The sequence below is a fragment of the Actinoplanes sp. ATCC 53533 genome (assembly GCF_003947245.1).
The window spans coordinates 91,195-115,967 of the sequence record NZ_QHHV01000055.1; the positions used below are offsets into that span (position 1 = coordinate 91,195).

Here is a 24,773-nt window from a genome sequence, read left to right on the forward strand (position 1 = left end):
GGGGAGAGTCATGGCTTCGGTGCGGATTGGACTTCTGGAGGTCCACTTCCAGGTGGAGGGCGACGACGACGCGGTCTTCGCGCGGCTCTTCGAGCGGCACATCAACGCGTGGAGTCGGGCGTACGCCCGGGAATGCGAGCGCCGCGCCCGTACCGGCCGGGAGCAGGCCATCGGCGACCGCGAGCCGGGCCGATGAGCGCCCCGGCCGGGCCCGGGCCGGCCCGCGCGCACCTGGAGATCGTCAGGCCGCGGGCCGCCGACGGGGTGACGAACGAGATCCCGCTGCGGTTCAACCCCACCGATTTCAAGATCAGCAAAGCGAACACGTTCGCCGAGATCGGCATCCCGGGCCTGGAGACGCCGCCGATCCAGTACGTCCGCGGCGGCAGCGAGACGCTCACCCTGGAGGCGCTGGTCGACACCTCGGACAGCCTCGACGACGTGCGGGTCCGCTTCGTCGACCGGCTGCGCGCGCTGATGACGCCGGACAGCCGGGAGCACGCGCCGCCGATCGTCCGCTTCGTCTGGGGACCGACCGTCTTCCGCGGCGTGCTGGAGAAGCTCGACGTCACCTACCAGCTCTTCAAGCCGGACGGGGTGCCGCTGCGCGCCAAGCTCGACCTCGGCCTGAAGGAGTATCGCGAGGTCAAGCGGCAGGTGAAGGACCCGCCACTGTCCTCGCCGACGGTCGAGAAGAGCTACCTCGTGCGCCGCAACGACACCCTCAGCGGCATCGCCGCGGCCGTCTACCGCGACCCCGGCGCGTGGCGGGTGCTGGCCCGGGCCAACGGCATCGAGGACCCCCGTGACCTGCGGCCCGGCCGGCTGCTGACGGTTCCGAGACTGAGGTGATGGACGTGGCGCCGAGCCTGCGCGAGATCGCGCCCGCCGACCGGTACGCCCCGGCCTTCTCCGTCCGGATCAAGGGGGTCGAGGCGGACCCGGCGACCAAGGGCGACGTCATCGACCTCAAGGTCCGCCGTGACCTGGAGGAGCTGTCCGGCTTCGACCTCACCATGAACAACTGGGACGACGAGACGCTCACCTTCAAGCACAGCGACACCTTCCCGATCGGCGGGCGCATCGAGATCAAGCTCGGGTACGCCGAGACCGAACTGCTCGTCTTCACCGGGATCGTCAAGACGCTCAGCCCGTCGTTCCCGGACGGCGCCTCGCCCACCATCGCGATAAGCGGCGTGGACGACATGGAGCTGCTGAAGAAGAGCAAACCCAGCGAGACGGACCCCAAGACCTACCATCAGCTCGCCGACTGGCAGATCGCCCGGCAGGTCGCGGAGCGCCACAAGATGCGGTTCGTGGCGACCGAGGACGGCCCGGTGCACGAGCTGGTCGTGCAGAAGAACCAGGACGACGCGACGTTCCTGGTGGAGCGCGCGAAACGGATCGACTTCAACTGCTACCTGATGCCGGGCGACGACTTCGGCGATCCGGCCGTGCTGCATTTCGACCGCCCGTCCGACGGCCGGGACTCGGCGCCGGTCCGGGTCTTCCAGTTCGGCTACGGTCCGGGGCTCTCCGCCGGCGCCCGGCGCGAACGCGACCGCACCATGCCGCCGCCGCCCGGCACCGCCACCCAGCCGGCCGGCATGGTGCCCAATCTGGTCAGCTTCACCCCGGCGATCACCCTCTCCGAGCAGGTCGGCAAGCTCACCGTGCGCGGCTGGGACCGGCGCACCAAGAAGCCGATCACCTACCAGGCCGACGTCAAGGACCTGCCGGGCGGCCTGGACGGCAAGGACGGCGGAAACGGCCCGGGCGAGGCGGCGGCGAGCCTGGAGGGCCGCCAGGACATGGTGATCGACGCTCCGGTCGCCTCCGTCGAGGAGGCCCGCTTCCTCGCCACCAGCCTGCTGCGGGAGAGCGCCTACGAGTTCATCACCGCCACCGGCCGGGTGGCCGGCCTGCCGGAGCTACGCCCCGGCGACAACGTCGAGATCTTCGGCGTCGGCGCCCGCTTCTCCGGTTCCTATTTCGTACGCCGAGTGGAGCACTCCTTGAGCAGCAGCGGCTTCGTCACCGAGTTCGCCGGCCGGCGGGTGTGGTCGGGTGACCGCGGATGAGCGTCACGCCCCGTTCCCGCAGCACCGACCAGCGCTACTACGGCGTCGCGCCGGCCATCGTCGAGGTGGCCGAGGGCGACGACGAGTGCCGGGTCAAGCTGAGCCTGCCCTGGTTCGACCCGGGCACGGTCACCGACTGGTGCCCCGTCGTCCAGCCGTACGCGGGCGGCGGCTACGGCTTCTGTTTCGTGCCGGAACAAGGCGACGAGGTGCTCGTCGCGTTCGTGCACGGCGACATGCGCTTCCCGATCGTCCTCGGCGGTCTCTACAACGGCGTCGACAAGCCGCCCACCGCGCGCAAGGACGGGCGCGACCAGAAGCTCATCCGCACCAAGCACGGCCACCAGGTGCTCCTGGACGACCAGCAGTCGCAGGCCGCGGTGCGGGTCACCTCGGCCGCCGGGCACGTCGTCGAGCTCGACGACCAGGGCAAGGAGATCCGGATCAAGGCGGCCGCCGGGGCGAGCGTCTCGGTGACCGCGGACGGCCGGATCACGCTCGACTCGAAGGCCGGGGTGACGCTCAAGGCGCCACAGGTGTCGATCGAGGCGAAGAGCGTGTCGGTCGGCGACGGCGCCGGCCACCCGGTGCCCTTCGGCGACGTGCTGGTCGGTCTCTTCAACGCGCACGTCCACCCCTCGGCGGCCGGGCCGACGTCGACGCCCACCCCGCCGATCGTGGACGCGACGGTGCTCTCGACGGTGGTGAGGACCGGGTGAGCGAGGACTTCACCGGCACCGGCTGGCGCTTCCCGATCCTGCCCGACGAGGCGGGCCGGCTCGCGTACGCCTCCGGCGGCGACAGCATCCGGTACTGCCTGCTGGCCCTGCTGCTGACCGGGCGGGGCGAGCGGGTGATGCGGCCCGACCTCGGCACCCGCGCGCCGGAGCTGCTCTTCGCCCCGGACAGCACCCGGAACCTGCGCGACCTGGAGGACTCGATCCGGGAGGCGGTGCTCGACTTCGAACCGCGGATCGAGCTGGACGAGGTGCACGCCGAGCGGGTCGGGGAGAGCCGGGTCGACGTGCGGGTCGGCTACCGGGTGCGGCACACCAACACCCGGGCCAACCTGGTCTTTCCCTACTACCTTGGCGTTGGCGGGGTGGAACCGTGAGCCTGCCGCAGCTGGTCCTCGACGACCTCACCTGGGAGACGCTCACCGACGCGGCGCGCCGCCGGATTCCCGCCGCGTCCGCCGGGGTGTGGACCCTGCACGCCCCGGTCGACCCGGGCATCACCCTGCTGGAGCTGCTCGCGTACCTGCTCGAGCAGCGTCTGTACTGGCTCGACCAGGTCCCCGGCGACCTGGTGCTGGCGGCCCTCGACCTGCTCGGGGCGGACGGACCGCGCCCGGCCCGGCCGGCCGGCACCGTGCTGCGGCTCGCCGTCGAGGCGGCGCCCGACGACCCGGAGGCCCTGGACCGGGTGGCGCGGGGAATCGCCGTCCCCGCCGGTACCGTCCTCTCCCGCGACCCGGTCCAGGAGGTCACCTTCACGCTGGCCGGGGACGTGACCGTGCTGCCGCTCGCGGCGGGGCCGGAGCAGGTGCTCGCCGGCGGCCGGGACCGGATCGCCGACCTGCGCGCCGGCCGCGGCGTCGCCGTGCTCGGCGCCGACGGGGAGCCGGGCGAGGTCCGGCTCGTCTTCGAGCGCAGCGACACGACCCGGCGGCCGGAAACGGGCACGGCGCTCACCCTGCTCCTGGAGCTCGACACGCCGGCCGGCAGCCCGCCGTCCTGGCATCCCGGCGCGGTGCCGGACGTCCCGCCGCCCGCCGCCCTGACCTGGCACTGGTATGAGCCCGGCGGTCCGGAGTGGCCGGTCGCCGAGGTGGACGACGGCACGGCCGGGCTGCGCCGCTCCGGCGTGGTCACGCTGAGGCTTCCCGACGCGTGGTGCGGCGCCGGCGCCTCGCCGGACCGGTACGGCCTGCGGATCCACACCGCGGCGGCCACCTGGTCGCAGCCGCCGGTCCTGCGGCAGGCCGTGCCCAACGCCGCCGCCGCCGAGCACGCCGAGGCCCGCGAGGCCACCGGCGCCGACCTCGGCATTCCATCGGAGTCTTCAGTCCGGTCAAGGGTGGCGGCGGGGCGGTCGGATGGGGAATCCTGGCGCCGGCTTCCCGGCCAGCGGCTCGACCTGCCGGGCGCCCGGGGGCGGCTGCTCACCTCGGACCTCCGGATCCGGGCCACCGGGCCGGACCGGCAGGCGGCCCGGCTCACGCCGTCGCTGCGGATCCGGCGCGGCGGCACGGGACAGGACTGGACCGCCGTCTCCACCTTCGCGTTCAGCGGCCCCGGCGACCGCGTCTTCACAGTCGACCGGGACGCCGGGGCGCTGCGCTTCGGCGACGGGCTCACCGGGGCCGTCCCGGTGCCGGACGAGGTGCCCGGCGCGGTCGTCGTCCGGTACGCGCTGGGCGGCGGAGAGACCGGCAACGGCGGCCGGACCGCCAACTGGCTGGCGGTCCGGCAGCCCGATCCTCAGGTGATCATCTCGGCCGCCAATGTGGTCCCCGCGGCGGGCGGGCGCGACCCGGAGACCGTCGAGCAGGCCCGCGCGCGGGTCGCCGGCGATCTCGCCCGGGTGCGTCGCGCGGTCACCGCCGAGGACTTCGGCACGCTGGCCCGCGGCACCGAGGGCATGGCGGTGGCCCGATGCCACGTCGCGATCGGCGCCCACCCCGGCTATCCCTGCGCCGAGGTGCCGGGTGCGGTGAGCGTACGTATCCTGCCCGCCGTGAACCGCGACGACCGCACCCTGGCCGACCCGGCCTACGTGGCCGCCGTGCGGCCCGATCCCGGCATGCTCGCCGCCGTCCGCGCCCGCCTGGACCGGGCCCGGCTGCTCGGCACCGAGGTCTACGTCGGCGAACCGCGCTACCGGACCGTGCGGCTGCGGGTGGACGTGCGCGGCCGCCCCGCCGATCCCGCCGCGATCCGCGCCGCCCTCCGGCTCGCCCTGCGCCGCTACCTGGACCCGCTGGCCGGCGGGGACGACGAGGACGGCTGGCCGTTCGGCGCGCCGCTGCGCCCCACCGCCCTGGTGCGGGTCGCGCAGACCGCGCTCGGCGACGCCGCCGAGGTGACCGCCGTCGCTGTCGGCCTGGACGGCGCCGAACCCGCCGACGACTGCACGGACACCGCGCTGCGCGACGGCGAACTGCCCGCGCTGGAGAGCACGGCCCTGCGGGTCATCCCGATGGAGCCCGGCCCGACGGGAGGCGGATGGTGACCGAGCCGGCCTGGTGGGGAAAGGAATTCACCGGTGACGTGCCCCGGCTGGTGCCGGGGCCGGGCCCGTCCGGGCGGCAACCGGAACTGGTCAACGCCGTTCGCGCGGCGATCCGGGACCGGGTACGCGGCCGCGTGCCGGCCTACACACCGGACTGGAGCAGCCCCGACCCGGCCGACGCCGGCGGCGCCCTGATCGAGCTGTTCGCCGTCCAGGCCGCACCGGTGCTGGAGCGCCTCAACAGGTTGCCCGAGAAGCTGCTCACCGAGGTGCTGCGGATCGCCGGTGCCGGCATCGCCGCACCCCATCCGGCCGCCGCCGTCCTCCAGTTCACGGTCACCCCGCCGGACGGCGCGTCGGTGCTGATCCCGGCGGGCTTCCAGGCCGGCGCGGCGCCCGCCGACGGCAGCGGCCAGCAGGTCGTCTTCGAGACCCACCGGGACCTCTGGGCCACGCCGGCCACCCTGGCCACCGTGCTCAGCGGCAGTGCCGGCCGGCTCGACCCGGTGCGGCCGGACCGCCCGTTCGCGCCGTTCGGGCCCCGGCCGCAGCCGGGGGACGTGCTCTGGCTCGGGCTCGCCGGACCCGCGGCGCCGTACCCGATGCTCACGGTCGAGGCCGTGGTCGCCCCCGGCGGCACACCGGAGCCGGTCGGTGCGGGCGGGGACACCGCACCGGCCCCGGCGGAGCCGCTGCTGAACTGGGCGGTCCTCGACGGCAACCGGTACCGGCCGGTGGAGGTGGCCCGCGACGGCACCGCCGGGCTCCGGGTCTCCGGCACGATCGACCTGCGGTTGCCGATCGGCTGGGCGCCGGGCCGGCCGCCCTCCTCCCGGCCGCTGCCGGAGCTGCGGTGGCTGCGGGTGATCCTGGCGCACGGGGTGTACCCGCAGGCCCCGGCGCTGGCCGCGATCCGGCTCAACGCGGTCGCCGCCACCGCGGTCCGGACCGTACGCGACGAGGCGTTGCTGCCGGTCGCGAGCGGGCCGGCCGACGGGCGTACCCGGATGCGGCTGACCGCCGCCCCGGTCGTGCCCGGCAGCGTGCTGGTCGTGGTCGACGACGACCTGGCCGGGGACCCGCCGGTGGCCGCCCGGTGGCACGAGGTGGCGAGCCTGGCCGGTCAGCCGCCCGACGCCCGGGTGTTCACCGTCGACCACGCGACCGGCGAGCTCACCTTCGGCGACGGGCGGGAGGGCGCCAAGGTGCCGCCCGGGTTCCGCAACGTGCGGGCCCTCAGCTACCGGGTCGGCGGCGGGCGGGCCGGCGCGGTCACCGCCGGGGCGGTCAACGCCACGGTCACCTCGCTGCCCTTCGTCACCGGCGTCACGAACCCGCTGCCCGCCTCCGGTGGCGCCGATGCGGAACCGGTCGAGCGGACCCTGCGGCACGGCCCGGCCCGGTTGCGGGCCGGCGGGCGGGCGGTCACCGTCGCCGACTACGCGTACCTCGCCGCCGGCACCCCCGGTGTGCTGGTGGCGCGCGCGCACGCGGTGGCCGGGGTCGACCCGGCCCGCCCGGGTGCGTTCGTGCCCGGGGTCGTCGGGGTCTTCGTCGTCCCCGCCCGGCAGGAGGGTGGCATGCCGCCGGTCCCGGACAGCGCCACTCTGGACGCGGTCGCCCGCCACCTGGCCGGCTACGCGGCCCCCGCCGGCGTCCGGGTGGTCGCCGCGGCCCCCGGCTACCAGCGGGTGCGGATCGAGGCCCGGCTGGCGGTGGACCCGGATCGGGACCGCGCCGAGGTCTTCCAGGCGGCCGGCGACGCGTTGCTGGCCTACCTGCACCCGGTCAGCGGTGGCGCGGACCGGGACGGGTGGCAGCTGGGCGCACCGCTGCCGTATGTGGCACTGGTCCGGCGGCTGCTCGCCGTCCCCGGGGTGCGGGCGGTTCCGCTGCTGCGCGCCGTCGTGGCCGGCCGCCCCAGCCCGCCCTGCGCCGATGCGCCGCTGCGCCGGTACGCGCTGCCCTGGGCCGACCGGCCGGTGCTGATCCCGGCCCCGGAACCGGGCGGGGAGCGGCGATGACCTTCCGCCTGCTCGACGCGTATGTCGGCTGGGACCCCGACCGGCGCGACAAGGTGCCGCCCGTACCGCCGTTGATCGGGTTCGATGATCCGGCCGGCCTGCGCCTGCCCCGCCTCGGGCCGGTCCCCGACGGGCCGGACCGGGCCGAGCTGCTGCCCTGGTTCCCGGACCGGCGCCTCGCGCCCGCCCGGCGACCCGGCTGGTATCTGCTGGCCGGCGCCCGGGTGCTGCGGCGCGACGGCTGCGGTGCCGGCTTCACCCCGGTCCGGCTCGCCGGTCCCCGGCCGCGCCGACCGGTGGCCGTCGCGGCCTGCGGACACTGGCTGGCCGTCGCCGGCCCGCGCCGGCTGGTGATCTGGTGGCGGGAGGGCGAGCAGCCGACCGGGATCGCCACCGGTGACCCGATCGCGCGGCTGGCGGTGGCCCGGGACGGCACGGTCCTCGCCGCCGGGCCGGACGGGACGATGCTGCGGGCGTACGCCCCCGACGGCTGGCTGCGCCGCACCTGGGCGACCGGGCTGCCGGGCCGCGTCGAGGGTCTCCGGTTCGGGCCGCACCGGCGGGTCTGGCTGGTCACCGCGGAGGGCGAGGGCCGGCGCCTCTGGGTGGCGGACCGGCTCGGCTCCACGCCGGTGGCGGCCACCCTCGACGACCTCGCCGCGGAGCTGCCGCCGAGCGCCCTCGCGTCGGCCGTGGACGATCCGGACGGCGGTTTCTGCCTGCACCGGCCGGAGTCGCCGGCCGCGGAGGCCGGCCTGGAGTGCTTCGACTGGCAGGGCCGCCCGCTGGACAAGCCGCTGCCCCGGGCCGCCGGCACGCTGGCCGCCGAAGGCGAGCTGGAGACCACCGCGCTCGACAGCGGGGTGTCCCGGTGCCGGTGGCATCGGGTGCGGATCGACGCGGACGTGCCGGAGGGCACCACCGTTCAGGTGTCGGTCGCGGTCACCGAGGACGCCGACGACGCCGGCCGGCCGGCCGGATCCGACTGGCAGGCGCTCCCGCCCGGCGCCCTCGACGCGCTCGTCGACCAGCCCCCGGGCCGCTACCTCTACCTGCGGGTGCGGCTCACCTCGGACGGCCGGGACACCCCGCTGGTCCGGCGGATCCGGCTCGACTTCCCCCGGCACACCAGCGCCGAGCTGCTGCCGGCGGCGTTCCGGGAGGACCCGGCCGCCGACGACTTCGCCGAGCGGTTCCTGTCGCTCTTCGACGCCACCATCGGCGACGTCGACCGGGTCGTCGAGCGCTATCCGGCGCTGCTGGACGGCCGGGCCGTTCCCGGCGAGGCCCTGCCCTGGCTGGGCGGGCTGCTCGGGCTCGCGTTCGAGGCGGGCTGGGGCGACGACGTGCGGCGCGAGCTGATCGCCGCGGCGCCCGAGCTGTTCCGCGCCCGGGGCACCCCGGCCGGCGTGGCCCGGGCGGTGCGGATCGTCTTCGGCGCCGACCCGGTGCTCCACGAGCTCGCGGCGGAGCGGGCCTGGCTGCGGTTGGGGGTCGACGGGCAGCTCGGCGTGGCGCATCTCTTCGGCCGGTCGCGCGGCCGGATGCGGGTCGGGGCGAGGCTCGCCGGTGCGCCGCTGCGCGGCCACGGCGACGCGTACGAGGATCCGCTGCGCGAGCACGCGTACCGGATCCGGGTCTCCTTGCCGGCCCGCCCGGACCGGCGGCCGGACCTGGACGCGCTGGCCCGGCTGGTCCGGGCGCAGGCCCCGGCGCACACCGTCGCCGAGGTGCACGGCGGCGGGCTCGGCTGGGTGGTGGGGGTGCGGTCGGTGGTCGGGGTGGACACGGCGCTCGTGCCGTTGCCGCCGGCCGTGCTGGGTTCGGCGGCGGCGAAACCGGTGGCCGGTGTGGAGCCGCTGCGGCTGAACAGGCAGAGCGTGCTGGCACCCGGCCGGCGCGGCGAGTACCGGGGAATCGCGGTGGGGGAACGGTCCACGGTCGGCGTGACGACGGTCGTGTGGTGAATCGAATCGAGGGATGGACATGACGGAAACCGGCATCGACTTCGACGCGCCCGCTCCGCGGCGGCTGCGGTACTTCCACGGGCGGGCGTTGAACGCGCCGGACCTGCGTGGGGAGCAGGAATACCTGCAGGAGAAGCTGAAGCGGCAGGTGCGCTGCCTGCTCGGGTACGGGGTGGCGCACGGCCTGTTCGTGCGCGGCGCCCAGGCCTCCGCCGCCGCTACCGAACAGGCCCCGGATTCGGGCGTCGCGGAGGCGCCGGCCGAGGAGGCGGCCCAAGAAGCGGCCGAAGAAGCGGCCCAGGAAACGGCCCAGGGGGCGGAGCCCATCGACGAGACGGGGGCCCGGCCCTGGCCGCCGCGCGGGAAGGTCTGGATCACCCCCGGGCTCGGCGTCGACGCCGAGGGCAACCAGATCGTGGTGCCCGGCACCTGCGAGATCGACCTCTGGGAGCGGCTGCCCGCCGAGGAGCGCACCGACAACCCGCCGAGGACCCTCTGGATCGGCGTCGTCTACCACGAGGAAGGCACGTCGCCGACGCGGTCCGTCTTCGTCTCCGACTGCGGCGACACCTCGGACTGCGAGTTCGGCTGGACCCGGGAGACCTTCCGGATCCGCGTCACGTCCCGGCGGCCGGAATCCGACCGCCGCTGCGGCACCTGCGGCCCGGTCGACGACCAGCTGTTGGCCGGCGAGCCGCATCCCGTGCTCTGGCTCGCCCGCATCGACGTGGACTGGCGGGGACCGGTCCGTCCGGAGGGGATCCACATGAACATCCGCCGGCTGTTCGGGCTGCGCGTACCGACCGTCATCACCGGGATCAGCTGGGAGCACGGGCAGACGTACTCCGTGGAGGACACCAAGCGCCTGCTCGGCACCACCGACCGCGCCGGCGGCCTGCGAGTGCGGTTCTCCGACGACATCCACGTCGGCGGCCTGCAACGCGGCGTGATCGACATTCAGGTGATCGAGGGCGGGGCGGGCAAGAACGCCTCCTCCTGGTTCATGGGCGGCGAGTTCGGCGAGGTGCCGCAGGGCGAGCGATACACCCGGGAGCTGCGCTACCGGCAGACCACCCGGGAGACGTTGCAGGAGGACGACCGGGTGCTGATCACCATCCGTACGGCGTTCCTGCTGGACCGCTGCTGCCGGCCGGTGGACGGCACGCACGTCGGCGGCCGGGTCCCGCTCATCGGCGGTCCGGAGCCGCGCCGCGGGTGGTGCGGGCGCCCACCCGCCGGGTTCGGGCCGTGGACGTCGGGCAGCGGTGCCGGCGGCGACGTCTTCGAGAGCTGGTTCTTCGTCGCGGGCGGCGCGGGATGACCGCCGTGACGACCGCCGGGTGCGGCTGCGGCGGTGGTTGCGGCAGCGGTGCCGGCTCGGCCGTCGCCGGGAGCGGCGCCGGCCTCACCCGCCCGCTGTTCTTCCCCGGCCAGCTCCTGACCGACGAGGACCTGGGCGCCCTGACCGGGTACGTGACCGCGAAGGCGCGCCTGCACAACCGGATGATCCTCGGCGCGGGGGTGGTCTGCGGCCTGGACGTGGTCTGCGACCCGTGCGGCCGCGGCGGTGTCGGCGTCCGGGCCGGGTACGCCCTGGACTGCTGCGGGCACGACATCGTGGTGGAGTCCGACGCCCGGCTGGACGTCGCCGCGCTGTTGCGCGATCTGCGCCACCGTTCGCTCGGGGTGGACTGCGGCGATCCGTGCACCACACCCGGCCTGGACCCGGACGACCGGGACTACGGCCTCTACGTGCGCTACCTGGAGGAGCGGGTGGAGCCGGTGGCCGCGTACCCCACCGGTGACTCGTGCGGCGGCGACTGCCAGCCGTCGCGGGTGCGGGAGACGTACGGCTTCCTGCTCAAGTCGATCGACCACGGCGACCACGGCGGCGACCACGGTGCCCGGCTGGCGCGCTGTCTCGGCGACCCGAACCGGTTCGAGGAGATCCGTGGGCGGGCCTACCGGCTGGACCTGTTCCGGCCGGCGTTGGCCGAGGTCGGCGCGGGACCCACCCGGCCGGTCGAGTTCCGGGAGGAGCACATCCTGCCGCTGCGCACCGCGTACCAGGACCTGAAGGCGACGCTGGCCGCAGCCGGCCCGACGCCGTCCGGGGAGGCCGCCCGCAAGATCGCCGAACAGGTGCGCCGGCTGGCCGCCCTGATCGCCCGGTACGACCTCGCCGCCGCGGAGATCGGCGGGGTGGAGGAGGTGCTGGGCGAGGCCCGATCGCTCTTCGCGGCCGCCCTCGGTGTCCTCGAACCGCTGCTGGCCAAGGACCAGCACGTCTGGGACGACCCGGGTCTGCGCGCCACCGTCCGGGCCGTGCTCACCGAGGCCGTGGCCCGCTGCGGCACCAGGCCGGAGCACGGCTGGGAGCAGGAACGGCGGATGCTCCTCGCGGGGCTGCCGCTGACCTCGGAGGTCCGTGCCGACCTGCGGCGGCTGCGCGAGTGGCTCTTCGTCCGGCTGGAGAACATCCCGGACCGTGGCGACTGCACGCTCCCGGCGGACGTGAGCCTGCCCGTGCCGGAGCCCGCCGCCGGCGCCGGCCCGGCCGACGCGCGGGATCTGCTGGCGCTCGAGAAGGCGGCGGCGCGGCTGATCGGCTGCCTGCGCCGGCTGCTCGCGGACTGCGCCTGCCGCAGCCTGCTGCCGGCGTGCCACGACTGCGCCGACTCCGACGTGCTGCTCGCCCGGCTCACCCTGCGGGACTGCGCGGTGCTGCGGATCTGCACGATCGAGCGGCCCCAGGTGCACACCGGCGGCGCCTGGACGCCGGCCCTGCACCGGGCCTGGGAACTGGCCACCCGGATCTGCTGCTCGCCCCCGGCGGACCAGCCGGACCCGGGCGAGAAGGGCGAGGACGAGCCGCTGGAACTCGCGTACGTCGAGGGCCTGCTCGCCCCGCCGGTCTACGGCTCCGACCTCGACGAGTTGCTGGCCCTGCTCCGGGAACCGGCCCGCGACGAGCTGGCCGACCTGCGGGAGCGGCTCGCCGAGCTGGAGCGGAGGGCCGCGCCGTGACGGCGGTGCTGCGGCCCACGTTCTCCGAGGGCCAGATCCTCGCCGCCGCCGACCTGGAGGCGGGCGTCGGGCACCCGCGGAACCACGCCGCCCGGCACGACCGTTACCTGCACCAGTGGGGGATCGCCGAGGGGCTGACGCTCGCCAAGGAGCAGAAGGAGGACCCCGGCGGCGGCGACCCGTACGTGGAGGTGACCCTCCGGGCCGGGGTGGCGATCGACGGCACCGGGCGCGAGATCGTCGTCCCGGATCCGGTGGTGCTGCTGGAGTCGGGCTTCGAGGAGATCAACGGTGCCGACCCGAAGAACCCGGCGGCTACCGACCCGTACCCGGTCTTCCTCGCCGGCCTGGACGACGAGCAGGTGCCGCTCTCGTTCACCAGCGACCGGTGCGGGACCGGGCAGCCGCCGGCCCGGATCGAGGAGACCTACCAGATCATCTTCGGCAAGCTGGGCGACCAGCTGACGGCGTTCGACCCGGTGGCGGTCGGCGACGGGCCCGGCGACGGCGACCGGTGGCGGGTCCTGCTCGGCTATGTGCACTGGAACGGGGAGCACTTCGTCGACATCAGCGACGAGGATCCGCAGGGAGTGGCGCCGCCCCGCGCCGGGGTCCGCGCCGCCGTGGTGGCGGCGCCGGCCGGCGGGCTGGTCCTGCGCACCCGGCCGGTCGGCGAGCCGGGCACGGTGCTGCGGATCGACGAGAAGGACGGGTTCTTCTTCGGCACCGTCGGCGCCGGCGGCAGCGAGCAGGACCTCGTGACCGTCTCGCCGGCGGGCACGCTGACCGTCCGCGGCTCGATCACGGAAGCGCCCCGCGGCGGCGACGTCCTGGTGGCCTCCGGAGTGATCAACGACGGCCTGCTGCTGCCCCTGCCGGCGGGGGTGGACCCGGACAAGGTCGCCGAGGGGAGCGTCGTGCTGCACGTGTGGCTGCGGCCGCATCGCCCGGAGATCGCGCCCCCGCTGGACGAGATCTCGATCGAGACCACCGTGGTCTGCCACCTCGACGAGGAGCGGCGGGTGAACTGCCGGATCCGCACGGTCACGTTCCCGACGGGCGGCCCGGTGCAGACCGAGTCGCCCGCGCCGGCCGATTTCCTGCTGCTGGCGGTGGCCGCGACAGAGCAGGGAGGCTGATTCCGATGGGCGTCACGGTCGTCCACACGACGCTGACCAAGCACATCCTCGGCGCGATCGACCTGACCGGGCCGCCGGGCCCCCCGGCGTCGCGGGACCGGCTGGTCGGGGCCGCGCTCCCGCTGCGCCTGGGCCGGGCAGCCGACGACGGCGGGGGCACGGAGCAGGCGCCCCGGGTGCTCGTGCCGGCCGAGCAACTCGCCACGGCCGCCGCCGAGCGGGTGGCGGGGCTGCTGGACGACCCGATGGCGTTCGGGATCGGCCCGGGCCGTACCCCGGCGCCGCTCAGCCCGTGGAAGGCCGGCAGCAAGCCGGTCGAGCTCAAGACCACCGGCATCAATATCACCCTGGACCGCACCTCGACCGCCCAGCCCACCCCGGTGCTGGTGGTTCTCGCCGGAAGCGACGGCGATCAGACCCTCACCGGCGAGGTCACCGAGATCACCCTCGTCGGCCAGGTCTTCGCCGGTCGCAAGCTGACCACGATCGGCGTCGCGCTGAAAGCGGACGCCTGGTACACGGTGCTCACCCTGGCCGCGGGCTGGCACGGCCGGCTCGAAGCCCTGCGGGCGACGTCGTGACCGAGCCGACGATCCTCGTCGAGCGCTGCGTCGTGCGGGTGCTGCGCCGCGGCGGATGGAGCTGGGGTCCGCACCCCCGGGACCTGCCGCCCGCGATCGTCCAGGCGGTCGCCGACCTGATCGCCGCCCGGTACGCCGGCGAGCCGGCCGGCGGCGAGGACGTGGAGATCACCGAACCGGTGACGATCGTGGTCCCGGTCTCCGCCGCGACCCTGCGCGCTGCGCCGGGCCGATGGCCGGTGCTCGCCGCGGCCGCTCTGCACGCCTCCCGGCCCGGCCCGGGCCCGACCACGGTGTTCGTGGAAAGTCCCCACACGCCGACGTTCGCGCAGTGGCCGGGCGGCGCCGCGCGGGCACCTGCCGGCCCCGGCCCGGCGTACCAGGTGCTCCACGACCCGGACGGCGGGATCACCCCGGCCCGCTCGGGCCGCGACGACGAGGCCGCCGGGGCGGGAGCGACGTCGTTCGCGGACCTGCCGCCCGCGGTGGCGCTGGCCCGGCTGCTCGCCGAGATCCGCGCCCAGGGCAACCTGGCCGAACTGCTCGACCTGCTGCCGGAGCAGACGCTGAGCCACTACGCCGCGGTGCTCGGCGGCGTCCACCCCGAACCGGCTCACCCGGAAGCCGGCCCGCCGGCCGTGCCCCGGGCGGCGACCGGCGCTGCCACCGATCCTGCGACCGGCACCGCGCCCGAGCCGGCAGGATCCCACCCGGACAAGGACGTCGCCGTCGTGGCCGCGCCCGCACCGCAGGCGCTACCCGACGGCGGGAAACCGGTCACTGCCCACGGCACCGCGCGGCGACGGCTGGCCGACGCCGCGGCGCTCCCCGCCGACACTCCGGACGGCCGGGCCCTCGCCGCGGCGCTGACCAGCCGGTACGGCCCACCCGCCGAAGCCACCACCACCGCGCCCCACGACGCCCCGCCGGTGCGGCTCGGCACCGTCGAGGTCCGGTCCGCCGTGCCCTTCCTGGTCGCCGCCGCCCTGGCACGGATCGGCGTCCTCGACCGCATCGGCACCGCCCTGACCACCGCCGGCCTCGCCGCCGACGCCCCGCTGCTCGCGACCGCGCTGGCCTACCAGGCCCTCGGCCCGCTGGAACGCGGCTGGCGCCGCCCACCCACCGACCGGCACGACGCGGCCGCCTTCGCCGGGCTCGCGGCCGGACGGCCCGAGCCGGACCTCGCCGCTTTCGCCCGCCGCGCCCGGACGGCGTTGCCGCTGATCGACGCGCTGCTCGGTCTCGCCGTGGCGGCCGGCCACGAACCCGGCCGCCCGCTGGTGGTGACCCGCGTCGCCGCCGGGCACGGGGACGGGCTGCTGCTCGCCGAGGCGGACGGGGCGTTCCCGATCGCCTGGACCACCGGCGCGGACGGCCTGGTGCCGGGCTGGCGGGCGGCCGGACGACCACTCACCCTGATCGCCGGCCCGGCGCTCGGCACGGCACCCGCCCGGGCCTTGGCCGCCGCGGGCGTAGCCCTCTGCGCCGCGTTCCCACCCAGCCGGGGCGAACGGTGGCACCGGCTTCCCGGGCGGCGCCGGCTCTGGGCCACGGACCCCGCCGCCGAACCGCCCGCCGACGTCGACTTCGGACTGCTGGCGGAGACCCTCGACCGGCAGATGGCCGACGCCGCCGCCCGCGCTGCCGTCCCCCTGGACCACGGCGGGCCACTGCAACGCACCGTCACGCTCGCCGCCGGCATCGGCCTCGCCACCATCGCCTGGCAGCTCTGGCGGGACCGCGAGCCCACCGAGGCGACGCTGGCCGCGGAACGCTTCGGCGATCTCAGCGCGGTCGTCACCCATACGCCGGACGAGGTGCGCGTCCGGCTGCCCCTTGGCCGGCGGCACGCCGACCTCGACCGCTGTGGCCTGCTCGCCGACGTGCCCGGGGCGTTCTGGCTGGGCGGTCGCACACTGCGCTTCAGCGGAGGGTAGCCATGCCCGAGCGGTCCGACCTCGCCCACGCCCAGCTGCGGATCCGGCTGGGGCCGCTGCACCGCGCACTGCGCGCCGCCGCCGACCGGCGCGGCCAGTCGGCCGCCCGGCTCAGCCGTCCCGACCTGACCCCGTTCTGCGTCACCGACGAGCAGGTGGCGGCCCTCCTCGACCAGGTGGACGCGGCGGCTCCGGTCGGCTTCTCGCCCGGTGAGGTCTCCGGCGAGGAACGTGACGTGCGGCGCGCGGCGGCTGCGATCGGATACGCGCTGCCGCTCGACGCGCTCGCGGCCCGGCTCCGGCTGTGCCGGGCCGAGCAGGACCTGCTCCTGCTGGTTGCCCTGCCCGATCTCGATGCGGCGTACGAGCGGATCTTCGCGTACGTGGTGGACGACCTGAACCGGCGCGCCCCCAGCGCCGAACTCCTCGCCGCGACTCTCGGCGGCGGCCTCGCCGTGCCGCGGCTGCTCGCCGAGTTCGCGCCGCTGCGCCGGTACGGTCTGCTGCGCGCGCTGCCCGGCGACACGTCCCGCCCCGGCCAGGAGTTCCGGCTCGGCGACGGCGTGCTGGACCTGCTGCTCGGCTGGTCCGGCGACCTCGACCTGGTGGCCCGCGACCCCGGCGAGGTGCTCGCGCCGCCGGGCTGGGCCCCGCCGGCGAACCTGGACCCGGCCGTACCCGACCGGCTCGGCCCGGCCGTCGCCGACGGACGCCTGAACCTGATCGGCATGTGGGGCGCCGCGGCCACCCAGCGCGACGCCGCCCTGGCCGTCGCCGCGGCGGCCGGCCGGCCACTGCGGACCCTGCCCGCCGGGTACGTGCCCGACGACCCGCCCGGCGCCCTGACCGCCCGGCTCGCGGCCGCCGCCCGGACCGCCGCCGCCCTGCGCGCCGTGGTCTGGATCGCCGCCGACGAGGTGCGGGACGGCCCGGCCGAGGCGGCGATCGTCGAACTCCTCACCCTTACCCGCCTGCCCGTGATCGTCAGCGGAGCCGTGCCCTGGCGACCGGTGCCCCTGCTCACCTGCCGCGCGTACGCCGAGACCACCCTGCCCGCGCCCGACCACCGGCAGCGCCGCGCCGCGTGGTCCGCAGCCCTGCCGCAGCTCGCCGCCGACCTGGTGACCGACCTCGCGGTCCGGTACCGGATGAGCGGCGACGAACTGCGCGCGGTCGCCGCGGTGGCCGAGACCGGCGCCCACTTCGCGGGCAACGGCCGCCCGGACCGGATCGAGAACCACCTGCCGCCGGCGCTCGCCGCCGTCACCCGCGGGCATTCCTCGGCGTACGCGCGCGCGGTAGCCCCGCGGCGCACCCTGGACGACCTGGTCCTGCCGCCGGAGCAGTACCGCCGGGTGCTGGAGATAGCCGCGGCGTTCCGGGCCTGGCCCCGGGTGGCCGAGGCGTGGGGCTTCGGGCGGCGCACCAGCGACGCGGGCGTCAAGGCGCTCTTCACCGGCGAGCCCGGCACCGGCAAGACGCTGACCGCCGAGATCATCGCCGGGCTCCTCGGCCTCGACCTGCTCAAGGTCGACCTCTCCCAGCTCGTCTCCAAATGGGTCGGCGAGACGGAGAAGAACCTGGAAACGGTGTTCCGCCAGGCCGAGGAGAGCCAGGCGCTGATGTTCTTCGACGAGGCCGACTCGCTCTTCGGCAAGCGCGGCGACGTCCGGCACGGCACCGACCGGTACGCCAACCTCGAGGTCGGCTATCTGCTGCAACGGCTCGAAGCCAGCGACGCGCTGGTCGTGCTCGCCAGCAACTTGCAGGAGAACATCGACGTCGCGTTCACCCGGCGGTTCCACTTCGTCGTCAACTTCGTGCGTCCCGGCCACGCGGAGCGGCTGCGGCTGTGGGACGGCGCGTTTCCGCCGGAGGCACCCGTCGCCCCGGACGTGGACATGGAGGCCCTCGCACGGCTCGACATGACCGGCGCGGGAATCTCCTCGGCGGCCCGCAACGCGGCGCTGATCGCGGCGGACGACGACGGGCGCGCGATCACCATGCGCGATGTGGTCGCCGGGGTGGCCCGGCAGTATCAGCGCGAGGCCAGGCTGCTGCGCCAGAGCGACCTCGGCGCGTACGCGAGCCTCCTGGAGGGGCACGCCAAGCAGGGACGGAGCTGAGCCGTGCCCCCGCCGGCGAAGACGCGGATGCCCGGACCCCGTCCGGCGGCGACGGTCGCCCCGGCGCGCAAACGTGCCCCGGTGCGGGCGGCCGAGCCGGTCCGGGCCCGGCCGGCGGGACGTGGCTCGGCCGGGCCCGGGATGCGACCGGTAGCCGGCAACTCGGCCGTCGCGTCGATGCTGCAGGCGTTGCCGCCGGGTGCGGCGGTCGCGGATGCGGGGCGGCGGTTGTCCGGTGGGGCTCCGGCTGCCCGGGCGGCGGTTTCGGCCGTACCGTCGCTTGGTCTGCCGTCGCGCGGCGGGCCGGACTCTTCCGCCTCCGTCCTCTCGGGTCCCGCATCGGCCGCTCTCGCGGCCCCGCCGTTGCCGGCCGGGGCCGGCTCGGGCCCGCCCGGCAGCGTCGCGAGTTCCGCGGCCGGGCCGGTTTCCGCTGCCGCGGCCACACCGGTCCGGGCTGGGGAAGCCTCCGCTGCTGCTTCCCCTGCTGCCGCCTCCCGGGTCGAATCCTCGTCCTCGGCCCGTTCCGCTGCCGCTTCCCCGGTTGCTTCCTCGGCTGCGGCCTCTTCCGCTGCCGCTTCTTCCGCTGCCGCCTCCCCGGCTGCCGATGGTGCGGCTCCGGCCGGGCAGCGGGGCGGTCCCGGGTCGGATCCGAAGTTCCGTGCGCTCGCCAAGGACGTCAAAGCCAAGAAGCGGCGGATCGGCGCCAGGTCACCCGCCCGCCGAGGCCGAGGCGGGCGCCGCCGGCGCTGCCGCCCGTCAGCCCGACGACCACCGGGTGGCCGAGGGCAAGGCCGCCCAGGCCGACAACATGGACGCCGCGAAGCCGCGCGAGTTCGACAAGAACGCGTTCATCCGGGCCGTCGAGGAGGCGATCGCCAAGCGGGCACCGCAGAACCTGGAGGAGGCCGACGAGTTCGCCGACTCCGGCAAGGCGGCCGAAGCCAAGGCCGAGGTGCAGGGCCAGGTGCAGACCGGCAAGGCCACCTCGGCGGGGGAGATCGCCACCACCACAGCGGCCGGGCCGGACACGTCCAAGGTGGTCGACAAGCAGGTCGTACCCCTGGCACCGGACCGCCCGCCGGGCGCACCCGCCCGCCCGGACCCGCGCCTCGCGGTGCCCGATCCCGCCCCGCCCGCCGCGACTGACTTCTCCGCCGGCCCCCGGCAGATCGACGCCCAGATGGCCGACGCTCAGATCACCGAACCGCAACTGGTCAAGTCCAACGAGCCCCAGTTCACCGGCGCTCTGGACCAGCGCAAGACGGTCGCCCAGCACTCCGCCGAGGCACCCGGCAAGGTACGCGCCAACGAGCGCACCACCCTGAACGCAGCCACCGCCGCAGCCGGGAAGACCGGAGCCGAGGGCATGGCGGGGCTCGCCGCGGCCCGGCGTGCCACGGGCCAGGAGGTCACCGGCGGCAAGACCAAGGCACAGACCACCGACGAGGCGAAGCAGGCCGCCGTCATGGCCCTGCTGCAAAGGGTCTTCGACGCGACGAAGAAGGACGTCGAGGAGATTCTGACCGGCCTCGACGAGAAGGTCGACACCAAGTTCACCGAACGGGAGAAGGAGGTCCGCGACGCCTTCACCGCCGAGCACAAGCGGGAGATGGAGGCGTACAAGGACCGGCGGTACAGCGGGAAGCTCGGCTGGTATCGCTGGGGCCGGGACAAACTGCTCGGCCTGCCGAAGGAAGCCGACAACATCTTCGTACGCGCCCGCGAAGGCTATCTACGCGGCATGCGTCAGGTCATCGCGGACGTCGCCGACCTCATCGCGACCGAGCTGGGCCGCGCCAAGCAGCGCATCGCCCAGGGCCGCACCGAACTCCAGACGGCGATCACCAAGCTGCCCGCGGACCAGAAGGCGATCGCCCGCGAGGCCGCGGCGGACTTCGCCGGCCGCTTCGACGACCTGCAGCAGTCCGTCGACGACAAGGGCACCGAACTGGTCGACACCCTGGCGACCAAGTACACCGACGCGCTCAAGGCGGTCGACGACGAGATCGCCGCCGAGAAGGAGAAGAACAAGGGCCTGGTCGCCAAGGCCGTCGACGCCGTCAAGGGCGTGATCAAGGCCATCCTCGAGCTGAAGAACCTGCTGCTCGGCGTGCTGGCGAAGGCCGCGCAGGCGGTCATGCTGATCCTCAAGGACCCGATCGGCTTCCTGCGCAACCTGGTCTCCGCGGTCGGCGCCGGACTCAAGCAGTTCCTCGGCAACATCTGGAAGCACCTGCTGGACGGCCTGCTCGGCTGGCTGCTCGGCGCGGCGGCCCAGGCCGGCATCCAACTGCCGGCGAAGCTCGACGCCAGGAGCCTGGCGCTGATGCTGGCGAGCATGCTGGGCCTCACCGTCCAGGCGATCCGGGCCCGGATCATGAAGAAGCTCCCGAAGCCGGTGCAACAGGCGATCGGCCACGTCGAGCAGGCCGTGCCCATCCTGGTCCGCATCACCAAGGACGGCGTCGGCGCGGTCTGGGACGACGTCAAGACCAGGGTCGGCGACCTCAAGAAGAACCTCTTCGACAACATCGCCGAGTTCATCGTGCCCACGGTGATCGAGGCCGGCATCACCTGGATCCTGTCGCTGCTCAACCCGGCGTCCGCCTTCATCCGAGCGGTGAAACTGATCATCGACATCGTCCGGTTCATCGTGGAGCGCGGCCGCCAGATCATCGACTTCGTCAACGCGGTCCTGGACGCGATCATCGCAATCGCCAAGGGCGGCTCGGGCGGAGTGCCGGCCCTGATCGAGAAGGCCCTGGCCAGATCGATCCCGGTCCTGATCGGCGTGCTGGCGGCGGTCCTCGGCCTGGGCGGAATCCCGGGCCGGGTGAAGAAGTTCGTCGAGAAGCTCGCCAAGCAGGTGGGCCGAGCCCTCGACTGGGTCATCAACAAGATCGTCACCCTCATCAAGAAAGCCTGGGCGAAGATCGCGTCGAGGTTCACGAGGAAGGGAAAGAAGGCGAAGAAGGAGGAAGCGCCCGGTGGGCCCATACCGGAGCTTTCGGCCAAGGTGCCGATGGTCGATCAGAAGCACACCCTCCGGCTGACTCAGTCCGGGGAACTGACCATGGCGAGTGTCCCTGGCCGCGTGATCGACAAGTGCAAGGCGATCATCGTGACCTTGAAGGGAAAGCCTGCCAGCAAGGCTGAGGTTGCCGCGCTGCGCGGGATCGTGCAACTCTCCGGCAAGGCGGAGAAGGCCGCGGGGCGTGCGAAGGCCGCCACCAAGGCCGCTGACAGGAAGGCGCACCTGCAAACGAGCAAGGCAGCCTTCACCTCGCTGGACGCCGCGATCGCCAGCTACGGTCAGACGTTCACACGTGGGGATCTTCTGGTACCCGCGAAGTGGACCCCAAAGGTCGAAGCCGCCCTGCGCAAACACCAGCGCTCTGCGGTTGCTTCCTTCAAGAGCAAGGGCTTGAGCGATCCGCAGATTCGTGACGTCGAGCAGGGGCGAATAGCCGAAGAAGCCCAGAAGAAGGATGGCTCGAAGAAGTCGACAAAGGACAAAAAGGCTCCGTGGTACGTTCGGTTCTTCCAGCATCAGGGCACTCAGATCGACAGTGCGTTCAAGACCAAGGTGGCGGCCGACGGGTCCCTCAAGCGGGCGAAGGTGCAGGTTTCTCCGCGAGGCCTACCGCAGGGCTCCCGGGTGCCCGACGTGTACGAGGCGTCGAGACTGTGGTGGGGCGACGTCACCACGAGCAACAGTTGGTCCGCTCACTTGGCGGCCTATGCTCCGGACTTCGGCGTGGAGGCCTTGGCGTTGCTCTACAGTCCGATGTCCTACTCGGAATATGTTAAGGAATTCAACGAGCAGGTGCGCGCAGCGAGGAAGCCATAGGAGGTTCAGAGTGGCAGAGGCCCGGAGCCATGAGAATATCGTCGAAATCTTTGCGAGGCTGTTGACGGGCCGGTCCCTCGATGATCTGGGTCTGTCCGACGTCGATGGCCGAGTGGACCTCAGAGGCATCACGAGTCCGTCGCCGGACGCGGTCGCATCCCGGCTGTCGAAGTCAGACGCGGAAAGCAAGTCGGCCGGAGATCTGACGTTCGACGGGGTGCGCCTCGAAGGCATCGACTTTTCCGGAAGCAGGCTGACGGATCTGCGCTTCTTCGGCGCCACTGTCGACAACTGCAGATTCGACCGAGTCCGATTCGATGACCTCGGGTTGTGGGCTACGAAGTTGTACCGTTGTTCATTCGATGGCGCCGGCCTGAGGGATGCCGTGCTGGGCGGTTGGGAAGACGGGATAGGGGACCGCTACGAAGCCACGAGTTTTGTCGGCGCTGATCTGCGGGGCATTGTGTGTTCGGTCGCCGAGTTTATCGACGTCGATTTCTCGCAGGCCGAGCTTGCCGGCATAGACTTCGATGCGTCTAGCTTCGTACGGTGCACCTTCGCTGGTGTGCTGCGCGAGATCATATTTTGGCGGAAGCCGCCGGATAGTGAGGTGACTACCGAGAATCCGATGCAAGACGTCGACTTCGGCGGCGCGGAGCTGCACGATGTGGAGTTCCGGCAGCTTTCGCTTGAGCGAGTGACCTTGCCCAGTGGCGACGGCCATGTTGTTGTGCGCAACTATCGCTGCGTGCTCGAACGCGGTATGGACAGCCTGTCGGGAACCCACGCGTTCGCCGCGGTCCTCGCCAATCAGATCCGGTGGGCGCACCCCGACCGCAAGATCGGGATCTGGCACCGAGACGAACTGGGCACGACGGACGCGGAACGAAACGAGGTAGCCGACATCCTGATCGAGCTTGACGCGGAATGCGCCGGGAACGCCTGATACCACGGCACGCCCCGATGCGTCCCAGCGTCCGGATCTCGCGGGGTGGGCCCACGAGTCCATTGTGCCGCTACTGGCCGGGTTCGACCGCGGTCGCTGTTATCTCGACGTGCTGCTCGCCGTTCCGGAACCCGCTGTCGGCTGAGTGGACGGAATCCGATTACTACATCAGGAGGCAGAGGCAATGTCTGACAGCACTCCGGCGCAGACTCGGGGTTACCGGCGTCGTCGGCTCGGCTTTCTCTGGGCCGCTCTTGTCGCGATCATCATTCTGATTCTGCTGCTGCTCGCGTTCTGCGGCGACGGGGGCACCACCCCGGTCGGCGGCTCCACGAGCAGCCCGCCCACGCCCACAAAGGTCACCGACCCCCCGACGACCGTGCCGACCACCACCACGCCCACCACGCCGCCGCCGACCACGCCGCCACCCACCACACCCACGACCACACCGCCCACGACGCCGACGACGCCGGTCAACAGTGAACCCACGACGGCTCCGCCGAAGGGCGGGCCCGACACGGGCGGTGGCAGCACCGCCGACGGTGGCATCCCGGGCGTTCTGGTGGCCGGTCTGATCACTCTGCTCGCCGCCTTGCTCGCCGGTGTGTTCGCCTTCCGCCGCCGGCCGGCGGATCGCTGACGAGTGCGTCGCATCCCGCGTCCGAGGGTGGCGGCCCTGGCCGCCGCCCTCGCGCTAGTGGGCACGACCTTGACCGCCGTCGGCATCGCCCAGCCTCATTCCGCCCCCGTCCGGCAGGCGGATCCCGCGGCGCCGGCCGGCGTGCGGGAGTCGGTCCCCGCACCCGGTCTGTCCCCATCGCACCTGCCCGCGCCGACGCCGGCCCGTTCGCTCCCGATCCGCCTCGACATTCCGAGGATCGGGGTGCACACCGACCTGGCTCGACTGGGGCTGAAACCCGACGGCACGGTCGAGGTCCCGCCGTTGGAGAGCGACGCCCCCGCCGGCTGGTACGAGAACTCGGTGGTCCCGGGTGAGACCGGCGCCGCGGTGATCCTCGGCCACGTCGACTCGGCGCGTGACGGTCCCGCCGTCTTCTATCTGCTGGGCACGCTCCGAACGGGTGACCGGATCTCTGTCCTTCGGGCGGACGGCACGGTGGCCCGGTTCACGGTGACCGGCGTGGCCCGGTATCCGAAGTCGCAGTTTCCTACCAGCCTGGTCTACGGCCCGACCGCCTATCCGGCGCTGCGCCTGGTCACTTGTGGCGGATCCTTCGACCGGGTCCGCCGTGCCTACCGCGACAACATCATCGTGTCGGCGCGTTGACTCGAACTCGCCCGGGAACGGTGACCTACCGCTGGTATCGGGTGACGGCGTCTCGCAGGTGGTCGTCGGGTCCGCGGACGAACAGGCCGCGGATCTCGGTGAACGGGTTGCAGACCGGCGGGATGTCGTCCTCGTCCTCGTATTCCGCTCCGGGGTCCTCCGGTAGCTGGACGAACGGGGTCCTCGGCTGGTCGGGGTGGGTGGGCTCGACCGGGTTGCGGTGCCACCTGGTGCCGTAATTGCGGTTGAGCACCTCGCCGAGGTACCAACCCGGCACCATGACAGCGGGCTGCTCGGCCTCCTCGGCCGCGAGCAGGTCGTCCCAGCCGGCGAACCGTTCACGCAGCAGCCGCTCCAGGCGGTCCAGGGAATCCACGGTGAAGTCCCACGCCTGCCCGGTCTCCCGGGACCAGACCGGAAAGGCCGTTTGCTGGGTCGCCAACCAGGTGTTCAGCCGTGGGTTGTCGGCCCAGTCGCTCATGCCTGGTCTCCACTCAGCGCTTGATAACGAAAAGATACCCATAGTCGTCGATCGATGGTATCGGGATGCGCCGATACGGTTCCGTTCCA

General features: G+C 73.8%; 19 protein-coding genes. 18 read left to right on the plus strand and 1 reads right to left on the minus strand.

Annotated features, from left to right (window positions below; genetic code table 11):
- The first annotated feature begins 19 nt into the window (after positions 1–19).
- The 18 genes from DMB66_RS18920 (at position 20) to DMB66_RS19000 (ending at position 24,203) form a co-directional block, all read left to right on the plus strand.
- The gene (locus DMB66_RS18920) at positions 20–196 is read left to right on the plus strand and encodes a putative phage tail protein (protein WP_199752478.1); all 177 of its coding nucleotides are present in this window, start codon (positions 20–22) and stop codon (positions 194–196) included.
- Positions 193–852, plus strand: coding sequence for a LysM peptidoglycan-binding domain-containing protein (locus DMB66_RS18925; RefSeq protein ID WP_125805420.1), 660 nt, complete (start codon positions 193–195; stop codon positions 850–852). Before DMB66_RS18920 ends, DMB66_RS18925 begins: the two co-directional genes overlap by 4 nt.
- Entirely contained in the window at positions 852–2,081 is a 1,230-nt protein-coding gene (locus DMB66_RS18930; protein WP_125805421.1) for a phage late control D family protein, read from the plus strand. The genes DMB66_RS18925 and DMB66_RS18930 overlap by 1 nt, the downstream gene beginning before the upstream one ends.
- Entirely contained in the window at positions 2,078–2,800 is a 723-nt protein-coding gene (locus DMB66_RS18935; protein ID WP_125805422.1) for a phage baseplate assembly protein V, read from the plus strand. The genes DMB66_RS18930 and DMB66_RS18935 overlap by 4 nt, the downstream gene beginning before the upstream one ends.
- Positions 2,797–3,195, plus strand: coding sequence for a GPW/gp25 family protein (locus DMB66_RS18940; RefSeq protein ID WP_125805423.1), 399 nt, complete (start codon positions 2,797–2,799; stop codon positions 3,193–3,195). Before DMB66_RS18935 ends, DMB66_RS18940 begins: the two co-directional genes overlap by 4 nt.
- A complete protein-coding gene (locus tag DMB66_RS18945; RefSeq protein ID WP_125805424.1) occupies positions 3,192–5,315 on the plus strand; it encodes a putative baseplate assembly protein in 2,124 nt (707 codons plus the stop codon). The genes DMB66_RS18940 and DMB66_RS18945 overlap by 4 nt, the downstream gene beginning before the upstream one ends.
- On the plus strand, positions 5,309–7,339 hold the full coding sequence (locus tag DMB66_RS18950; RefSeq protein WP_125805425.1) for a putative baseplate assembly protein: 2,031 nt from the start codon (positions 5,309–5,311) through the stop codon (positions 7,337–7,339). The genes DMB66_RS18945 and DMB66_RS18950 overlap by 7 nt, the downstream gene beginning before the upstream one ends.
- Positions 7,336–9,306, plus strand: coding sequence for a phage tail protein (locus DMB66_RS18955; RefSeq protein WP_125805426.1), 1,971 nt, complete (start codon positions 7,336–7,338; stop codon positions 9,304–9,306). Before DMB66_RS18950 ends, DMB66_RS18955 begins: the two co-directional genes overlap by 4 nt.
- A gap of 13 nt (positions 9,307–9,319) precedes the next feature.
- A complete protein-coding gene (locus tag DMB66_RS18960) occupies positions 9,320–10,627 on the plus strand; it encodes a hypothetical protein (RefSeq protein WP_199752480.1) in 1,308 nt (435 codons plus the stop codon).
- Positions 10,624–12,333, plus strand: a complete 1,710-nt coding sequence (locus DMB66_RS18965) for a hypothetical protein (protein ID WP_125805427.1) — start codon at positions 10,624–10,626, stop codon at positions 12,331–12,333. The genes DMB66_RS18960 and DMB66_RS18965 overlap by 4 nt, the downstream gene beginning before the upstream one ends.
- Positions 12,330–13,472, plus strand: a complete 1,143-nt coding sequence (locus tag DMB66_RS18970) for a hypothetical protein (RefSeq protein ID WP_125805428.1) — start codon at positions 12,330–12,332, stop codon at positions 13,470–13,472. The genes DMB66_RS18965 and DMB66_RS18970 overlap by 4 nt, the downstream gene beginning before the upstream one ends.
- A gap of 5 nt (positions 13,473–13,477) precedes the next feature.
- Positions 13,478–14,053, plus strand: a complete 576-nt coding sequence (locus DMB66_RS18975) for a hypothetical protein (protein ID WP_125805429.1) — start codon at positions 13,478–13,480, stop codon at positions 14,051–14,053.
- Positions 14,050–15,993 (plus strand): hypothetical protein, encoded by a 1,944-nt coding sequence (locus tag DMB66_RS18980; protein WP_125805430.1) that lies wholly within the window; start codon positions 14,050–14,052, stop codon positions 15,991–15,993. The genes DMB66_RS18975 and DMB66_RS18980 overlap by 4 nt, the downstream gene beginning before the upstream one ends.
- A gap of 2 nt (positions 15,994–15,995) precedes the next feature.
- Entirely contained in the window at positions 15,996–18,119 is a 2,124-nt protein-coding gene (locus DMB66_RS18985; protein ID WP_125805431.1) for an ATP-binding protein, read from the plus strand.
- Between the two features lie 775 nt (positions 18,120–18,894).
- Positions 18,895–21,969: a hypothetical protein gene (locus tag DMB66_RS61235; RefSeq protein ID WP_158647276.1), complete on the plus strand. Its 3,075-nt coding sequence runs from the start codon at positions 18,895–18,897 to the stop codon at positions 21,967–21,969.
- Between the two features lie 10 nt (positions 21,970–21,979).
- A complete protein-coding gene (locus DMB66_RS18990) occupies positions 21,980–22,915 on the plus strand; it encodes a pentapeptide repeat-containing protein (RefSeq protein ID WP_158647277.1) in 936 nt (311 codons plus the stop codon).
- 184 nt (positions 22,916–23,099) lie between these two features.
- On the plus strand, positions 23,100–23,555 hold the full coding sequence (locus tag DMB66_RS62610) for a hypothetical protein (RefSeq protein WP_199752482.1): 456 nt from the start codon (positions 23,100–23,102) through the stop codon (positions 23,553–23,555).
- Positions 23,556–23,558: 3 nt separating this feature from the next.
- Positions 23,559–24,203, plus strand: a complete 645-nt coding sequence (locus DMB66_RS19000) for a class F sortase (RefSeq protein WP_199752484.1) — start codon at positions 23,559–23,561, stop codon at positions 24,201–24,203.
- Between the two features lie 25 nt (positions 24,204–24,228).
- On the opposite strand, the gene DMB66_RS19005 is transcribed toward DMB66_RS19000, so the two are convergent.
- Positions 24,229–24,684 carry a hypothetical protein gene (locus DMB66_RS19005; RefSeq protein WP_125805433.1) on the minus strand — a complete coding sequence of 152 codons (456 nt, stop codon included), beginning with the start codon at positions 24,682–24,684 and terminating at the stop codon, positions 24,229–24,231.
- Between the last annotated feature and the right edge of the window lie 89 nt (positions 24,685–24,773).